14 protein-coding genes are annotated in these 16,535 nt (G+C 61.0%); 4 read left to right on the plus strand and 10 right to left on the minus strand.

Features of this window, described 5'->3' with window-relative positions; translation table 11 throughout:
- Positions 1-907 precede the first annotated feature (907 nt).
- Positions 908-2,329: an FAD/NAD(P)-binding protein gene (locus tag PSH73_RS13995; protein ID WP_273873025.1), complete on the minus strand. Its 1,422-nt coding sequence runs from the start codon at positions 2,327-2,329 to the stop codon at positions 908-910.
- Between the two features lie 402 nt (positions 2,330-2,731).
- Between PSH73_RS13995 and PSH73_RS14000 the strand changes: the two genes are divergently transcribed.
- Positions 2,732-3,895, plus strand: coding sequence for an L-dopachrome tautomerase-related protein (locus PSH73_RS14000; protein ID WP_115128373.1), 1,164 nt, complete (start codon positions 2,732-2,734; stop codon positions 3,893-3,895).
- A 35-nt stretch (positions 3,896-3,930) separates the two neighbouring features.
- Positions 3,931-4,812, plus strand: coding sequence for a glycine betaine ABC transporter substrate-binding protein (locus PSH73_RS14005; RefSeq protein WP_305460752.1), 882 nt, complete (start codon positions 3,931-3,933; stop codon positions 4,810-4,812).
- A 160-nt stretch (positions 4,813-4,972) separates the two neighbouring features.
- Here PSH73_RS14005 and PSH73_RS14010 read toward each other — a convergent pair whose 3' ends face one another.
- Entirely contained in the window at positions 4,973-5,626 is a 654-nt protein-coding gene (locus tag PSH73_RS14010; RefSeq protein WP_057959317.1) for an oxygen-insensitive NAD(P)H-dependent nitroreductase NfsB, read from the minus strand.
- A gap of 148 nt (positions 5,627-5,774) precedes the next feature.
- Positions 5,775-6,197 carry an ester cyclase gene (locus PSH73_RS14015; protein WP_169960646.1) on the minus strand — a complete coding sequence of 141 codons (423 nt, stop codon included), beginning with the start codon at positions 6,195-6,197 and terminating at the stop codon, positions 5,775-5,777.
- A gap of 131 nt (positions 6,198-6,328) precedes the next feature.
- Between PSH73_RS14015 and PSH73_RS14020 the strand changes: the two genes are divergently transcribed.
- The gene (locus PSH73_RS14020; protein WP_057959325.1) at positions 6,329-7,222 is read left to right on the plus strand and encodes a LysR family transcriptional regulator; all 894 of its coding nucleotides are present in this window, start codon (positions 6,329-6,331) and stop codon (positions 7,220-7,222) included.
- 10 nt (positions 7,223-7,232) lie between these two features.
- On the opposite strand, the gene PSH73_RS14025 is transcribed toward PSH73_RS14020, so the two are convergent.
- The 4 genes from PSH73_RS14025 to PSH73_RS14040 form a co-directional block, all read right to left on the minus strand.
- Entirely contained in the window at positions 7,233-8,165 is a 933-nt protein-coding gene (locus tag PSH73_RS14025; RefSeq protein ID WP_115128375.1) for a p-hydroxyphenylacetate 3-hydroxylase reductase component, read from the minus strand.
- Positions 8,166-8,228: 63 nt separating this feature from the next.
- Positions 8,229-9,398: a p-hydroxyphenylacetate 3-hydroxylase oxygenase component gene (locus PSH73_RS14030; protein ID WP_057440975.1), complete on the minus strand. Its 1,170-nt coding sequence runs from the start codon at positions 9,396-9,398 to the stop codon at positions 8,229-8,231.
- A 232-nt stretch (positions 9,399-9,630) separates the two neighbouring features.
- On the minus strand, positions 9,631-10,593 hold the full coding sequence (locus PSH73_RS14035) for an IS110 family transposase (protein ID WP_305460755.1): 963 nt from the start codon (positions 10,591-10,593) through the stop codon (positions 9,631-9,633).
- Positions 10,594-10,900: 307 nt separating this feature from the next.
- Positions 10,901-11,992 (minus strand): NADH:flavin oxidoreductase/NADH oxidase, encoded by a 1,092-nt coding sequence (locus PSH73_RS14040; RefSeq protein WP_198792233.1) that lies wholly within the window; start codon positions 11,990-11,992, stop codon positions 10,901-10,903.
- A 58-nt stretch (positions 11,993-12,050) separates the two neighbouring features.
- Here PSH73_RS14040 and PSH73_RS14045 point away from each other — a divergent pair, with 58 nt between their 5' ends.
- A complete protein-coding gene (locus PSH73_RS14045) occupies positions 12,051-12,386 on the plus strand; it encodes a helix-turn-helix transcriptional regulator (RefSeq protein ID WP_057440971.1) in 336 nt (111 codons plus the stop codon).
- Positions 12,387-12,429: 43 nt separating this feature from the next.
- Here PSH73_RS14045 and PSH73_RS14050 read toward each other — a convergent pair whose 3' ends face one another.
- The 3 genes from PSH73_RS14050 to feaR form a co-directional block, all read right to left on the minus strand.
- A complete protein-coding gene (locus PSH73_RS14050) occupies positions 12,430-13,275 on the minus strand; it encodes a transporter (RefSeq protein WP_115128378.1) in 846 nt (281 codons plus the stop codon).
- An 87-nt stretch (positions 13,276-13,362) separates the two neighbouring features.
- Positions 13,363-15,462, minus strand: coding sequence for a PQQ-dependent dehydrogenase, methanol/ethanol family (locus tag PSH73_RS14055; RefSeq protein ID WP_169960644.1), 2,100 nt, complete (start codon positions 15,460-15,462; stop codon positions 13,363-13,365).
- Between the two features lie 113 nt (positions 15,463-15,575).
- Entirely contained in the window at positions 15,576-16,517 is a 942-nt protein-coding gene (feaR, locus tag PSH73_RS14060) for a transcriptional regulator FeaR (RefSeq protein WP_057440965.1), read from the minus strand.
- Between the last annotated feature and the right edge of the window lie 18 nt (positions 16,518-16,535).

Here is a 16,535-nt window from a genome sequence, read left to right on the forward strand (position 1 = left end):
GAAACGGTGACTGAACTGCCGCTATCGCGGGCAAGCCCGCTCCCACAGGGAATCTCACTCGGGCAGATAATTTTGGCCCCACCACAAATCAAAGGTGGGAGATTGCCTGCGATGGCGGTGGGTCAGCCGCCAGAAACAGTAACTGGACTACCGCTTTCGCGAGCAAGCCCGCTCCCACAGGGGATCTCACTGGAGCAGATAATTTTGGCCCCAGCACAAATCAAAGGTGGGAGCTGGCTTGCCTGCGATGGCGGTGGGTCAGCCGCCAGAAACAGTGACTGAACTGCCGCTTTCGCGAGCAAGCCCGCTCCCACAGGGAATCTCACTCAGGCAGATAATTTTGGCCCCACCACAACTCAAATGTGGGAGCTGGCTTGCCTGCGATGGCGGTGGGTCAGCCGCCAGCAACAGTGACTGAACTGCCGCTTTCGCGAGCAAGCCCGCTCCCACAGGGGATCTCACTGGAGCAGATGATTTTGGCCCCACCACAAATCAAATGTGGGAGCTGGCTTGCCTGCGATGGCGGTGGGTCAGCCGCCAAAAACAGTGACTGAACTGCCGCCATCGCGAGCAAGCCCGCTCCCACAGGGGATCTCACTGAGGCAAATAATTTTGGCCCCACCACAAATCAAGGGTGGGAGCTGGCTTGCCTGCGATGGCGGTGGGTCAGCCGCCAGAAACAGTGACTGAACTGCCGCTATCGCGGGCAAGCCCGCTCCCACAGGGGATCTGCGCGGGGCAGAGAGTTTTGGCCCCACCACAAATCAAAGGTGGGAGCTGGCTTGCCTGCGAAGGCGGTGGGTCAGTCGCTAGAAACGGTGACTGAGCTGCCGCCATCGCGAGCAAGCCCGCTCCCACAGGGGGCCTTGTCGGCGGGGCGATTTTGGATGCACCACAGCTCCCACCTTTAGAGTTGCGCCAGCTTTAGCGCCAGTGCCTTGGCCTGAAGCGCCACATCCGTCACCGCCGTGCTCTCCCACCACATACCGCGCAGCGGCGGGCCCATGGCGAAGAGTCGCTCACTCACAACGCCGTGCTCATCCAGTACCGCCCCCGAGGCATCCGCCGCTATCCCCAATGCCAAGGGCCCGGGTTTGATCAAGCCGCGGGCCAGCAATTGCCTGGGCAACGGCCGGGCCACGCGGCGCCAGTCGTATTCGATCCCGCTGGAGTTGATCAACGCCGCGCCACTGAAGTGGGTGGTGTGCTGTTCGCCACGACGGCGCAGGCGCAGGGTCACTTCGCCGTTTACCGTGGGCTCCAGGCCCAGGAACGAGGCCGCGTGGATACGCAGGCGCCCCTCCCCGTGCAGGCGCGCCAGCAGTTCGGCGCTCAGGGGTGGCGAGCGATGATGATGGCTCTCCCACCAGGGCCGCACATGGCGCACGAACTGGCGTTTCTCGCGCTCGCTGGCCTGGCTCCACAAACGACCGATATGGGCGCGTACGGTGTCCAGCGGTGCTTGCCAGTCGATGCCCTGGGCCAGGGCTTTCTGGCATTCGCGGCGCACTGCCCGCAGTAATTGCAGTGGGCTGCGCAGGCCATGATCGTCAGCGAGAAAGTCCGCCCACGTAGGGGGTTGCCGGCGCACATGGGGCAACAGGCCATGGCGCGAAAAGATCTCGATCGGCCCGCGATGGCCAGCCTGTTCCAGTGACACCACGGCGTCGACCATGGTCAGGCCGGAGCCGATGATCAACACCGTGGCGTGTGGGTCCAGTTGCGTCATGGCGCGCACATCCCACGGATCAACCGCCGCCGCATTCACACCACTGGAGTGGGTTTGTGGCGTGCGCGCCGCCGGAAACATACCGGTGGCCAGTACGGCCCGGGCACCGCGCAGTGCCTGGCCGTCATCCAGGGTCAGGCGCACGCCGCCCGGCTCTACCTGCACGTCGATGACTTCGGCGCGAATATGCTCCACGGTTGACGCCGATCCCGCCCGAGCCTGCGCCAGCCGCTGTTGCGCGTACACGCCAAAGATCCCCCGAGGTGGAAACAGCTCGCTGACCGGCACGTGCTGCTGGTCCGATTCCGGCCAGCCGCCGGCGGCGATGTACTCGCTCAACCAGTGGGTCAAGTCATCGGCGTTGTCCGGGTCCACACTCATGCGCGCCGCATTGCCATTGAGGGTGTGCCCCAGCTCCACCGCGCTATAGGCTTCGCCTCGCCCCAGCTCCATGCGCGGCTCGATCACCAGAACCTTCCGCGTGCCGGGCAAACGCAACAGCTGCACGGCCAGCAGCGTGCCGCTCAGGCCCCCGCCGATGATCAGCACATCGGCGTTGCGGATGGCCTTTGTCGCCTGTCCGCGTTCGGTTTCACTCATGCAAATACGCCCTTACTGGTTGCCCGAAGAATGCTCATGCCATCGCCTGCGCCGGTGTAAACCCGCGTGCAGAGCGACGTGGATGCGTTAGTTATATAGCCAGGTGCGCTCCGTTGCACGAGTTACGCCAAGATTGAGAACCCCATGATTCCTCACTTTGCGACAGCTCCATAGCCATGCCACACACGGTTAATCAGCAAACTGTTGATTGACTGTTGGCGGGCGAACAGTGGCGCATGCAACCGCAGATTTACCTGGAACCGCCGCAAATCAAGGCTCAAACGCCCTGCACTTTCTCGATTGCGATGAAACTGTTAGCGCCATTCGTGGGTTTTTCCATGGACCGGGAACGCACACCATGGGCTGCAACGCGCCCCTTCCTGCGGATTCCCGGAGCTTTTCATGCACTTCAAGCACTCCTTTATCTGGTCTGCCCTGGCCTTGTCGATTGCCATCAGCAGCCAGGCGGCTCAGGCCCAACCGATGCCCAGCGAGCAAACCATTGGCACCCTCGAGCAGGTGTTCGCCTTCCACGACGCCATGCCCACCGGCGTCAGCGTTGCCGAAAACGGGCGGATCTTTGTCAATTTTCCACGCTGGGGCGACGCGGTGCCGTTCACCGTGGGTGAACTGCGCGATGGCCAGGTCGTGCCCTACCCTGACCTGGCTATGAACCAGGCCGATCCGAAAGACCCGGCCAAGGGTTTTATCAGCGTGCAAAGTGTGGTGGCCGATGGTCGCGGGCGGATCTGGATACTGGACACTGCCGCCCCCGGTTTCGCCTCGCCAACGCCGGGCGGTGCCAAGTTGGTAGCCGTCGATCTGGCCACCAACAAAGTGGTCAAGACCCTGGTGTTCCCGAAAAACGTGATGCTGCCCAGCACCTACGTCAACGATATGCGTTTTGACTTCCGGGTGGGCGATGAAGGGGTGATCTACATCACCGACTCTTCCCTGAGCGGCCCCGGGGCGATCATCGTCATGGACATTGCCAGCGGCACTGCCCTGCGCCGACTCAGCGGTGCCACCTCGACCTCGGTAGACCCGAACTTCGTGCCCAAGGTCGAAGGCCAGGTCTTGCAGGTTCGCAACACCGACGGCAGCACCCGTCCGTTTGCGGTAGCGTCCGATGGCATCGCCCTGTCCGCTGACGGCCAGACGCTGTACTTCTGCCCGCTGTCCAGCCGCCATCTGTACTCGGTACCCACCGCGTTGCTGCGTGACACCTCGGTCAGCGAAGCGCGGCTGGATATGGCGGTCAAGGACCTGGGGGAAAAAGGCGCTTCCGATGGCCTCGAAGCCGATGCCTCCGGCGCCCTGTATGCCGGCGACTACGAACACAACAGCGTGCGCAAACGCCTGGCGGATGGACAGTGGCAGACCATCGTCCACGACCCGCGTGTGCTCTGGCCCGACACCCTGTCCATCGGGCCGGACGGCTACCTGTACTTCATGGCCAACCAGTTGCATCGCCAGGGCATCTTCCACGCAGGTCGCGACTTGCGCCAGAAGCCCTACAGCCTGCTGCGCGTGAAGATTGATGCAGCGCCGGCCCCCACCCTCTAGCTCCGTGATCAGCCGCAGCTCTTGAAGGAAGCAACATGCGCAGACCCCCACCCCGGCGCCCAGCAAAAACGCCGACCGTGACCCACCAGGACTTTTCCCTGGCCAATATCGCCAACGGCTCGCGTGTGGTGCGCCTGGGCGTCACCGATCTGTCCTTCCATCGCGCCACCGCCGCCGTGGTGGCGCTGGTCCTGCAGCGCATGGGCCTGACTGTCGAACGGCAATATGCCCTGCACGAAGTGAATTTCGAGCGCTTGCGCGAAGGCACCATCGACATGTTGGCCTCGGCCTGGCTGCCATGCAGCCATGGCGTGTACCGACAGGCCGTGCCCGCCCGTGAACTGGGCCTGCATTACCAGCCCTATGCCATGTGGGGCGTGCCCGACTATGTAAGCGAGGCTGACGTGGCATCCATCGACGACCTGCGCAAACCCGAGGTTCGCGCGCGCATGCACCCGCTGATCCAGGGCATTGGGTTGGGTGCGGGAATTACCCGGTTTTCCCTGAAAATCATGGATGAGTACGGCTTGAGCGACGCCGGCTACCAATTCCGCACCGGCACTCAGGACGATTGCATCGACGCTTTTGAGGCCCTGTATCGCCAAGGGCACTGGGGCATCGTGCCCTTGTGGCATCCGCAGTTCCTGCACCACCGCTACCGTATCCGCGAACTGAAGGACCCCAGGGGTTTGCTCGGTAATGTGGATCGGGCAGTGCTGCTGGCACGGGAAGATCGCCTGGCGTTGCTGACCCGGGCAGAGATTCAGGTGCTGGATAATATTCGTCTGTCGAACCCGATCGTTGCCGAGCTGGATGATGCATTCAATCGGGGTGAACGCTCGGCGGATGAGGCGGCCAGGGAGTGGCTGGCGCGCCATCCGCAGATGCTGCGCGGGTGGCTGGCACCGGTGAGCTGACAGCAAGCTTGGAGCCTATGGCTTATTGTGCGTAGCAGTCGCATTTTAGGGCCGCTTCGCGCCCCAACGGGAGCAAGCTCCCTCGCCACAGGTTACCGATTGCCTACACCCTCTCTTAGCTGAACGGCAAGCGGGTTTGCCCCGCTCGCCACAGCCCCCCTTAGATAAATTCGAACAACACCGGCGCCGGCAAGCGGGACTTGGGCAGGCCCGCATTAAAATCCTCATGGCTGTGGTAACCCACACTCACCACCACCAGGCTGGTAAAGCCGCGCTCGCGCAAATCCAGTTCGGCATCCAGCGCCTTAATGTCAAAGCCTTCCATGGGCGTGGCATCCAGGCCCAGGGCAGCAGCGCCGAGCAACAGCGTGCCCAGGGCCAGGTAAGTCTGCTTTTCCATCCAGTGTTGCAGGTCTTTGTAGTCATAACGATGCAGATCGACAAACCGCCGCCGGCCTTTGTCCTGCCCGGCCTTGGCCTGCTCATCCACAAAACGCCCATCGCTGGCTTCTTGCTCCAGCAGCGCCTGCAGGTACTCCTCGGGCATCTGGGTACGCGTGCAGAGCACAATCACATGGGAGGCATCGAGGGTCTTCGCGCGATTGAACTCAAAACCACCCTGCATACTGTCCGCAATCCGAGCTTTACCCTCGTCTTCGTGGGCAATGACAAAGTGCCAGGGCTGCGAGTTGACGGAAGACGGGCTGTTGCGCAGTTGTTCCAGCAACAATTCAATGGTTGCCACGGGAATCTTGCGCGATGAATCGAAGAGTTTGGTTGTATAACGACGCTTGGACAGGCTTACCAGATCCATAAAAGGACTCCAATCAAAATAGGCAAAAACAGCAAGTCCATCGTTACCCTTCGCCCCGCCGAGAAAAACCACCCGCACGCGTCAAGAGTTTCACTGGCACAGTGAAAGTGCGCTGTGCGCCTGCGTCCCTGCAGGGGAATCGCCCGGGTCAGTCGTACTCGACAATCCCCAGTTGCTTGGCCATGAACAGCTCATTGCGCTCGACGATTTCCTCGACCACTTTGCCTTCGGCATTGAACCGGAAGTACGTCAACGCGCTCCAGGACAGGTCTTTGCCGCTCACATCAAAACCATGCCAGATGTTGGAACCCTTGGCGTGATGCATCAACGCAACCACCACCACATCACCGGCCACCACTTCTTTCTGGAAGGTTGTCGCGATCGACTCGTAGCGCTCGGTCACGTTCAGGCGCAAGGCCTGTTTGAACGGTTCGACACCGACGATAGGTGCCGGACAATCGGGGCGGTGAACCACCACATCGTCGGCAAAAAATTCCGCTACGCGCTCAACATCCTTACCGTCGACGCAATACTTGAAGTACTTTTTCACCACATCCAGATGCTTGCTCATTTCGACTCCAATCAAGTTTTTCCCTGCACTCAACGGCTAGACTGGCAGGGGCAAAAAAAGCTTAACGGTCGGCATACACCTGAAAAATGCTGTAACTGGAAAACACCCTTGCGCGCAGTGGAGCAATGCTGATGGATCGCTGGACCGAATATGAGTTGTTTGTAAAGGTCGCGGAGCTGGGCAGCGTGACCAAGGCCGCAGACGCCCTGGACCTGTCCAGTGCGGCGGCCAGCCGGCACTTGGCGGCACTGGAGAATCGCCTGGGCGTGAGGCTGATCGAGCGCAGCACCCGGCGCTTGTTCGTCACCGAAGTCGGCAAAGTGTTCTACACCAATTCCAAGGCAGCCCTCACGGCGATGCAAGGCGCGACCGAGGCCGTCAGCGCGAGCAAAAACCACCCCCATGGGGTGTTGCGTGTGACTGCATCCTTATCCCTGTGCCTGCAACATATCCTGCCGCTGGTGCCCAAGTTCAAGGAGCAGTACCCGGATGTACGCCTGGATATCGTGGCCGAGAACCGCTACCACGACATCATTGACGACAACATCGACGTCGCCCTGCGCACCCGTGACAGTGAGCCGGACTCCAGCCTGGTGATCCGCCGCCTGACCGATACCCGACGCATACTGGCTGCCTCGCCGGACTACCTCGAGCGCTGCGGCCGCCCGCAACATCCGCAGGCGTTGGCCGAGCATCATCTGTTGCTCTACACCTACGCCACCGATCCCTATGAGCTGACGTTCCAGCGCGAAGACCAGACCATCACGGTGCCCGCCACTCCGGCGCTGGAATCCAACGACGGCTATCTGTTGCGCGCGGCCGCGCTGCAGGGCCAGGGCATTCTCGCGCAACCCACTTATGTGATCCACGACGATATCGTCGCCGGGCGCCTGGTGCCGATCCTCAGCGACTGGAGCCTGCCTCGCCTGGAAATCAACCTCGTCTACCCCTCACGACACCACCTGCCGGCCAAGACCCGGGTGTTTATCGACTTTATCGTCAAAGAATTCCAACACCTGGATTGACCCGTCGCGCTCAGTGCCGGATCACTGCCTTGAGTACCGTCTTGAAGGTCTCCAGTTGCTCCTCGCTGAATTGGCTGAAGACCGTGTCCTGCTGCTCTCGGGCGATGGTCCACAACGACTCGGTTTCGTCGATGCCCTTGGTGGTGAGCTTTACCCGGTCCTGATCATCGCGTACCAACGCCTTGCGCTTGAGGTTGTTCACCGCCTCTTCGATCTCGCGCACCGGCATTGCCACTTCGCGCTGCAACTCGGCCAGGCTCAGGCCGGCATCGTTCTCCAGCACCATCAGCATCCGCGCTTCACTGGTGCGCAGGCCGGTGGACAGTTGGCGGGGCTGGTAGCTGGCCTGATAGGCCCGCAGCGCCTGGGTCATCAGGTAATAGAGGTTATGGCTCAGGCGCCCCTGGAAATGGCTGCTCGCTGGCTGGCCCTCCTCACGGCGGGTCATGCGGGTGTGTGGCAGGACCATGGAATAGGCGCCCTGGTGATAGAGCAACGGTGAGCGGCCGCAGTCGTCGAAGGCCACCACTTTGCCAATCATGATCCAGTGATCACCCCCATCGACCTGCTGGTACTTCTCACACTCAAAGCGTGCCGAACAGTCGGCCAACACCGGCGCCCCGCCCGCACCCGCCTGGTATTCGATCTCGGCAAAACGGTCCTCCCGGGGCCGGGCAAAGTTATTCGACAGGTCAATCTGATCGGCGGCCAGCACATTCACCGCAAAGTGCGTGGCGGCTTCAAACACGGCGTGACTGGTGGAGCGTTTGTCGATGCTCCAGAGAATCAGCGGCGGGTCCAAAGACACCGAATTAAAACTGTTGGCGGTGACACCGACCTTGCGCCCGCTGGCGTCGGCGGCGGTGACCACGGTGACACCGGTGGCAAAATTGCCCAGGGCACGGCGAAAGGCGCGGGTATCGACTTGGTTTTCAATAGACATGCAAGACTCCCGGACAGGCTGAAGGCCCTGCCCTGATTATTCTTATAGGTAAGCGTAGCGTGGTCAGACCATCGCCGGGTCAGGCTCCAGGCCCATCAATTCGCGCCCGAGAATCTGTGCGCAAACGTCATAGTCGGTGTAGGCATGGGCGCCGGCGAGGTGAACGTCGCGGAACAGGCGCTGCAGTTCGTTGGTTTCAAACCAGGCGCCACCGCCCGCCGCCTCCATCAGGCGATCCACCGCCTGGATGCACATTTTAGTGGCGTAGCCCTGGTTGGTCCGCCAGAACGCCAGGGTGCCGCGGCTTGGATATTCATGGCGCTCGCTGTGCTCGGCGATCTCGTCCCAGCTTTTTTCCAGTAAGGCGCGTGCGGCGGCCACCTGGTGAGTAGACTCGGCCAGACGCATCAACGCAGGGGTCGCGGCGCCGACGGCCGCACCGGTGTAGGCCCGCACACGGTTTTTGGTTTTTTCGCGGAACACCTCGAGCATGCGCTCGGCGACGCCCAGGCCGACGGTGGAGAAACCACTGGCAAAATACGGACGGTAGGGGGCGAAGAAAATCCTGCTGTCGGGGTACAGGCCGAAGCCCGCCGACTTGCCTTCCATCATGTCCTTGGCCTTCTGGATACGGTGCTCGGGCACGAAAGCCTGATCGACGATCAGGGTCTTGCTGCCGCTGCCACGCATGCCCACGGCATACCAGTCGTCACGAATCTGATAGTCACTGCGCGGCAGTACCGCGAAGCAGTAATCCTGGGTGCCTTCGGCGTTTTTGCGGCGAAAGCCCATGATCGCCCATTCGGCGTGGTCACAACCCGAACTCCAGCCCATCTCACCGCTGAAGGTCACGCCACCCGGCACTTCTTCAGTACGCCCAAATGGCGCGATGCTGCTGCTGGCGGTGGCGTCGGGGTCGACGCCCCAGACCTCGTCTTGCAACTTGACCGAGAACATAGCCATCTGATGGCTATGGGTACACAGCAGGCTCATGGCCCACGCGGTGCTTGCGCAAGCGCCGGCCAGCAAAGCGATGCACTGGGCAAACTGCGGCAGGGAGATTTCCATGCCTCCGTACTTTTTCGGCAGAAATGCCCGGTGCATGCCGATGCCCTTGAGCAACGCGATGTTCTCGGCAGGTACGCTGCGATCTTTCTCGGCGGCGAAGGCATTGGCAGCAATCGCGGGCAAGACCGACTTGAGGTCTTCCAACAGAGGGTTTGGCTTTTTCATGGGTGCTCTCTTTATTATTGGATATCCCCATTCCTGGCCTGCCTGCGCCCTGCTCACTCGGCAGGAGGCTTAAAACAACCGGGAACGTTCGTAAAGACACGCCCAGTATGTGGCGCTTGGTCGCAGCGCAACATGCACGTTCCGGATGGAAGATTGTACTTTTCATGGCCCACAAAAAAAGCCGTCGCAGAGGCTGCGACGGCTGAGTAAAGACTCTCCAATGTGGGAGATTCTATGGTTTTGGGGAAGCCCCCAAAACCGCTTTTGACTGGTATTCGCTCAGGTTTTTCATGAGCGAAAAGGCGATGCGCGCCAGCTTGCGGCCAATGATGACCAGGGCTTGAGTCGTTTTCAGGCCCCTGGCTAGATAACCCTCGTATAAAGGTTTCCAGGCTTCTGACCTGATACCTGCTGACGCCGCGTTATGCAGCAATCTGCGTATCTCTGAATCTCCCTTCTTGCTCAATGAGCGGCGTCCGCTCATTTGCCCAGAATCGGATACTCTCAAGTCCATTCCCAAGAACGCGATGTAAGCGTCAGCACTTTCAAATTCTCCTCGCTGAAACGCCATTACCAGGGCAACCGCTGTCAGAAAACCAATGCCCTCGACGGTTTGGCAGCGCTTGACCTGATGCAAAAGCCCCGCCTCAGTAACAGCATCTAATATCCTTTTCTCAATGAGCCCCTCATGCCTATCAAGACACGCTGAAATGCTCTTGGACGAGGCCTTGAGTGATGGCTCGCCCGCCCAGCTCTGATTCAGTGCAACACGCATTTTCACCAGTGCTGCGCGTCGACGCAGCAAGCTTTGAAGCTTGGTATAAATCTTCGGCGGCGGATTCCAAGCGCGTAAATCAGCCTGTTCATTCTTCAAGTAGCGAGCCAGCAACTGCGCATCACTGAAGTCTGTTTTAGCGCGACCACCTGTGCCTTTGCGGTAATGGCTAAGGCGATATCCATCAATCACGTAAACGATATGGCCCATCGAATGAGCCAAATTGACGGTATCCACGTGATAGATATTGGTGGCTTCAATTGCGATGGCGCTGCCCGCAGGCAAAGACTTCAGCCATGCCTTCAGCTCGTTTTTCTTGTTCGATACGATCTTTGTTTCAGCAGTTTCACTTTGATAAACAACTACTTCGGCTTTAGCGACATCCACTCCAATGATTGATTGCGAGACAGTCATTGCCATGAGAAAAGCTCCGGGTTAGGGTTTACGGGCTTGTCGGGGCTTCACCGTTGCGCTGGCTTGCTTCTATCGTCGGTCATGGCCGATGCATTCCTTATCGGCGCTTTGGTGAAGGGGTGGGGCGAAGTCTCCCACGGTCTGTACTGGCTAGAGTCAGATGCTGGCTTTTAGTCCCACCACCCCTACAAGTCTAACCATACAAGCTGGCTTGCCTGCGATAGCGCTGGATCAGTCGATACATGTATCGCCGACAGGACGCCATCGCAACCTCGCTAAAGCTCGATAGCTCCCACACACAACACGGTCACCCTTAGCGATAGCGCTCAAGCCAATGCGCGTAAGGCGCCGGCAGGGTCCAGGAAGCCTTGTCCACCCCCAGTTCCTTGGCGGCGAAGTATGCCCAGTGTGGGTCGGCCAGGTGCGCACGGCCCACGGAAACCAGGTCGAGATGACCGGCCTGCAACGCCCCTTCGGCCAGTTGCGGTGTACCGAAACCCCAGGCCGACGTGACCGGCAGACCGGCTTCGCGGCGTACGCGCTCGGCAATCGGCCCCATAAACGCTGGCCCCCAAGGGATGTTGGTGTCGGGGATGGTGAAGCCGACACTGACGCTCAACAGGTCCAGGCCGCCGTCCTTGAAACGACGGGCCAGTTCGATGGACTCGCCCAGGGTCTGTTCGTCACGCCCGTCATATTCGAGCACCCCGAAACGCGCGGTCAGCGGCAGGTTTTCCGGCCAGACTTCACGCACGGCGGCCAGGGTTTCCAGGAGGAAACGGCTGCGGTTGTCGAAGCTGCCACCGTAGGCATCGGTGCGCTGGTTGGAGTGCTCCGAGAAAAAGCTCTGGCCCAGGTAACCGTGGGCGAAATGCAGTTCGATCCACTCAAAACCGGCGTCACGGGCACGGCGTGCGGCCTGAACGAAGTCCTGTTGCACCCGGGCGATATCCTCCAGGGTCATGGCCTGGGGGACTTTCGGCAAGTTCGCGCCAAACGCGATCGCCGAGGGTGCCAGGGTTTGCCAGCCACGGGCATCGTCGGCGGCAATATGGTCGTCGCCTTCCCATGGGCGGTTGGCACTGGCCTTGCGCCCGGCGTGGGCGATCTGGATGCCGGGCACCGCGCCTGCCGCCTTGATCGCTTGCACCATGGGCACAAAGGCTTGGGCATGGGCATCGCTCCAGATACCCGCGCAACCCGGCGTGATCCGGCCTTCGGGAGCCACGGCGGTGGCCTCGACCACCACCAGGCCGGCGCCGCCACGGGCCAGGCTGGCGAGGTGGACGTGATGCCAGTCATTGACCATGCCGTCATCGGCCACGTACTGGCACATCGGTGGAATGGCGATACGATTGCGCAACGTAACGTCTTTGAGCTTGAAGGGTTCGAACAATGCAGACATGAAAAAGCTCCTGAAACGAGGGTGACGTTTGATTCGATAGTTCGATCTTAATCGAACTATGGTAAACAATGCCAGCCCTGTTATCATTCGGTTCATGCGAGCCTTTAAACACCCCTCCCCCGAAGACTTGACCCTCGAACGCCTGCTCTATGCGTTGAGTGACCCTGTGCGCCTGGACATCGTGCGCTGCCTGGCCGGCGTAGAAGAAGCCAGTTGCGGCGAGTTGGATGGCGGGCGGCCGAAGTCCAGCATGTCCCACCACTTCCGGGTTTTACGTGATGCCGGGCTGGTGCATACGCGCAGCGTGGGCACGACCCATATGAATTCGTTGCGGGCCGATGTGTTGGCCGAACGATTTCCCGGGTTGCTCGAAAGCATCCTCGCCCAACAATAAGACCGCGCTGTCACGCCCCGCGAGACAGCGCCTACAGACAGCGTCAGTAGAAATACGCCAGGCGAAACTGCAGCGAATTGTCGATCTTCACCCCTTCGCGCACCGCCGTGTCATGCATCAATTGCCCCAGCACCTGTACCTGCTTGCCCACCATCGTGGCCACGGTGAAGCCCAGCGTGCCATTGCTGCGGCTGGTGGCCAGGGTTTCATGGTCCAGCGTCTCGCGGGCGCCCCAATTGTGCCGATAGGAGATGGCCGCGTAAGTCTCTGGAGTGAAGTTGTAGCGCAGGTGGTTGTGCAGTTGCAGCAGCGGATCTTTCTTGGCATCGGTGGCGCGCTGTTCACCGTAGAACTCCGTCTCGGCAATCACATCCCAGGTGATTTTGTCGGTCAGCCCCTTGATATAGCCCACCTGGAAATCCAGGGCCCAACGGTTGTTGCTCAGGGCAAAACCCTGGTTCTTGTCACTGCCCGTGGGCGCGGTGACAAACGCCGACCAGCCCAGGTGCTGGTTGTTGGTCTGGTCCGCGAGGGTCCACAGCGTGCCGCCAAACGTAATGTCGCCCAACCCTGAGTGCTTGCTGTCGCTGGCGCCGGTCTTCTGGTAACCGAAAGGAATGACTATTTGCGGGTCCCAGGTCAGGCCGGTGTTGAAGAACTCGGTGAAGTGGATCAGGCGCAACACCCCGACGGTCATGTCCAGGTCAAGGTTGTCGGCGACTTTCTTGCCGCCCGAGTAAACCTTGTCGCCCCGTGGGTTCTGCTGGTACAGCACCACCACATCGGTGCCCTGGGGCAAGGCGGTATAGTCGCCGGGGTCCGGCTTGACGTCGGCGTGAGCCAATGGAACCAGGCTGAAGAGCAGGGTCAGGATGCTAAGTGTTTTCATGGCAAGTACCGTTATTGTTATTGGAGGCAACACTCGGCCATGACGACGTCAAAAGACGTCGCCCGGCACAGTTCAAACAAGGGGAGATCAGTGAATGGCGTTGAGGTCGGCCTGCAGATCCCGGGTGCGCTTGACCAGGTACTGGCGCAGCAACTCCATGTCTTCGCGCTGCAGAATGTCGGAGAAGTTCGGCATGCCCTTATTGATCAACGCGCCACTGACAAAGGCCGGAAATGCCGCGTGCTTGTTGTCATCCAGGTAACGCAGGTCGGGCACGACCCCGCCGCTGATCGCGTTCAGGCCATGGCAACCGGCACACAGGCCATTGAACATGCCACGCGCCTGCACCAGTTGCTCGGGGGTCGCCGTGAGTACCTGGCGGGTAGTCGGCAGTACCGGCGCGGCCTTGGGGGGTGGCAGCTCACCGGTGGCACCGAGCTTGAAGGCAATCACCCGCGATTCAGCGCGCACCTTGCCCTTGTTGGTCAGCGGGCCGGTCAACAGCGGCAGGATCCCGCCCCACCCCACGGAAAACGCCACGTACTGCTCGCCATTGACCGTATAAGTAACCGGCCCCGCCATCACCCCGGAGTTGGCCCGGTGCTCCCACAGCGGCTGACCGGTGTCGGCGCGATAGGCCACCACCCGCCCATCGGCCGTGCCCTGGAACACCAGGTTGCCGGCCGTGGCGAGGGTGCCGCCGTTGCCGGCGCTGACATAGGGTTGTTTCCAGGCCGCCTTCTGCTTGACCGGGTCCCAGGCGATCAACTCTCCGCTCCAAGCATCCCGGATCTGGTTGAGGACTTTCGGGTCTTCCGGCAGGTCCGGCACATCCAGGCCGAAGTTCACCACTGACTTGTTCGCCAGGAACTGCGGGACCTTGGCCGCCTTCAACTCGGCCAGGGTGTACTGCGCCGGAATGTACACGTAGCCGGTTTTCGGGCTGTAGGACATGGGGTGCCAGTTATGCCCGCCAAGGAAACTCGGCTGCACCACCTTGGGTTCCTTGGAATAGTCCGCCGCGCCGGTAAGGATCGGTCGCCCAGTCTGCAGGTCGATGCCACTGGCCCAGTTCACCGGCACGAAATTCTTCGCCGACAACAGTTTGCCGTTGGTGCGATCCAGCACATAGAAAAAGCCGTTTTTCGGCGCCTGCATGATCACCTTGCGTACGCTGCCATTCATCTCGATATCGGCGAGGATCATGTGCTGGGTCGCGGTGAAGTCCCACTGGTCCTGCGGGGTGATCTGGTAGTGCCAGACGTACTCGCCGGTGTCCGGGCGCAGCGCCAGAATGGATGACACATACAGGTTGTCGCCCTTGCCATTGCTGCGGAACTGGTAGTTCCACGGCGAGCCATTGCCGGTGCCCACGTAAAGCAGGTCCAGTTGCGGGTCGTAGGCCATCGAGTCCCACACCGTGCCGCCTCCGCCCCACTTGACCCAGCCGTCACCGTCCCAGGTTTTCATGGCCTTGGCCATCGCCGCATTTTCCGGCGGCAGCTTGGGGTCACCCGGCACGGTGTAGAAGCGCCAGATTTGCTTACCCGTGTCGGCGTCATAGGCGGTGACATAACCGCGCACGCCAAATTCGGCGCCCCCGTTGCCGATCAATACCTTGCCCTTGACGATGCGTGGCGCGCCGGTAATCGAGTAGCTTTTGCTGCGATCAATGAGGGTGTCGACGCTCCACACCGGCTGGCCAGTGCCGGCATCCAGCGCAATCAAGCGCCCATCGAAACTGCCCACATAGACCTTGCCCTGCCACACCGCCACGCCACGGTTGACCGGACCGCAGCAGCCCTGGCCAAGGTTCTCGGCAGGGACCTTGGGATCGTACTTCCACAACAACTCACCCGTGGCCGCATTGATCGCATAGACGATGCTGAAGGCACCCGTGGTGTACATCACCCCATCGACCACCAGCGGCGTGGCCTCGGTGCCACTGTCGATATCCAGCTTGGTGGTCCAGGCCATGCCCAGTTGGCCGATATTGTCGGCATTCACGCTGTTCAGCGGGCTGTAGCGTTGTTCATCGTAGGTGCGACCGTGGCTCATCCAGTTACCGGGCTCACGGTCGGCGGCGATGATGCGCGGCCCATCGACCTGGGCCGGCCCGGCCAAGGCCAGGGTGGCGAACGCGCTCAATAGCAGAGGCGTGCCCAACAGCAGGCTCCGTGTATTCATTGTTATTGTTCTCCAACATTAATCGACTCAGGCCACGCTATTAGAGGGTCTGCCACCTGCGGCCACTTGACTGAGGCTGCCAAAGCCCTTGGCATTCCCTGCCAAAGCGCGGCCTATAGCGGCTGCTGACGAAAGTCCCGGGGCGCATGCTGGAAATGCCGCTTGAAGGCGCGACTGAAATGCGCGGCATCGACAAACCCCCACTTGAAGGCGATCTGGGTGATTGACTCATGCCGCAAATCCCGCGCACGCAGGTCCTGGGCCACCCGCTCCAGGCGGCGCTGCTGGATGTAGCGCGCGATGCTTTCATGCCGCTGCTCGAACAGCCGGTAGAGTTGGCGCACTGAGACATTCAGGTGCCGCGCCAGGTATTCGGGGCTCAATTCGGTCTCTTGCAGGGAGGCTTCCACCAGGCGCGTGGCCAGGCCATAAATGTCGTCCTGGCCCACGCAGGCAAAGCCCGGCTGGCCCTCGGCGCGCTCGTCCAGACCGGCAACCGCCAGGCCGATCAGGGCCTGCTCCACGGCCGGGCCATCGTTCTCGCCGCCATAGCCTTCACTCAGTTGCGCATCCTCCAGGGAGCGCACCAATGCACGAATCATATGGGTGGCGACGCTGTTGCGCGCCAGCTTGCCAAACAGGCGCTGCTGGCCGAATTGCCGGGCGACCTCGGCGCGGGACAGATGCACCGAGATATTCTGTACCAGCCCCTGGGGCTCAATCTCGAAGGCCTGGGCCGAGTCCACCAGGGCGATATCGTCGGGCCCCAGGTCAATCACCCGGTGCTGCTGGCGGATGCGTTGATGGCCGCTGCCCTGCAGGATCAGAAAACAGTGGCGGTCATCGTCGCCATCGCCGTGGGTATGATGGCGGCTGATCAGCCCGGCATTGGTGCGGATATGCGCCAACTCCAGGCCACACACGTCCTGGCCGTGGACGCTGCCAATAAACAGACTGTGTCGATCTGACTGCGCGGTGCTGAAATTGCCGCAGACTGCACGCAAGTCACGATTCCAGTTGGCGAACTCAACGCAAGGGTTGAACAAGGCAGGCATACCCCCCTCCCACAGACC

The sequence above is a fragment of the Pseudomonas sp. FP2294 genome (genome assembly GCF_030687625.1).
Taxonomy (GTDB): Bacteria; Pseudomonadota; Gammaproteobacteria; order Pseudomonadales; family Pseudomonadaceae; genus Aquipseudomonas; species Aquipseudomonas shahriarae.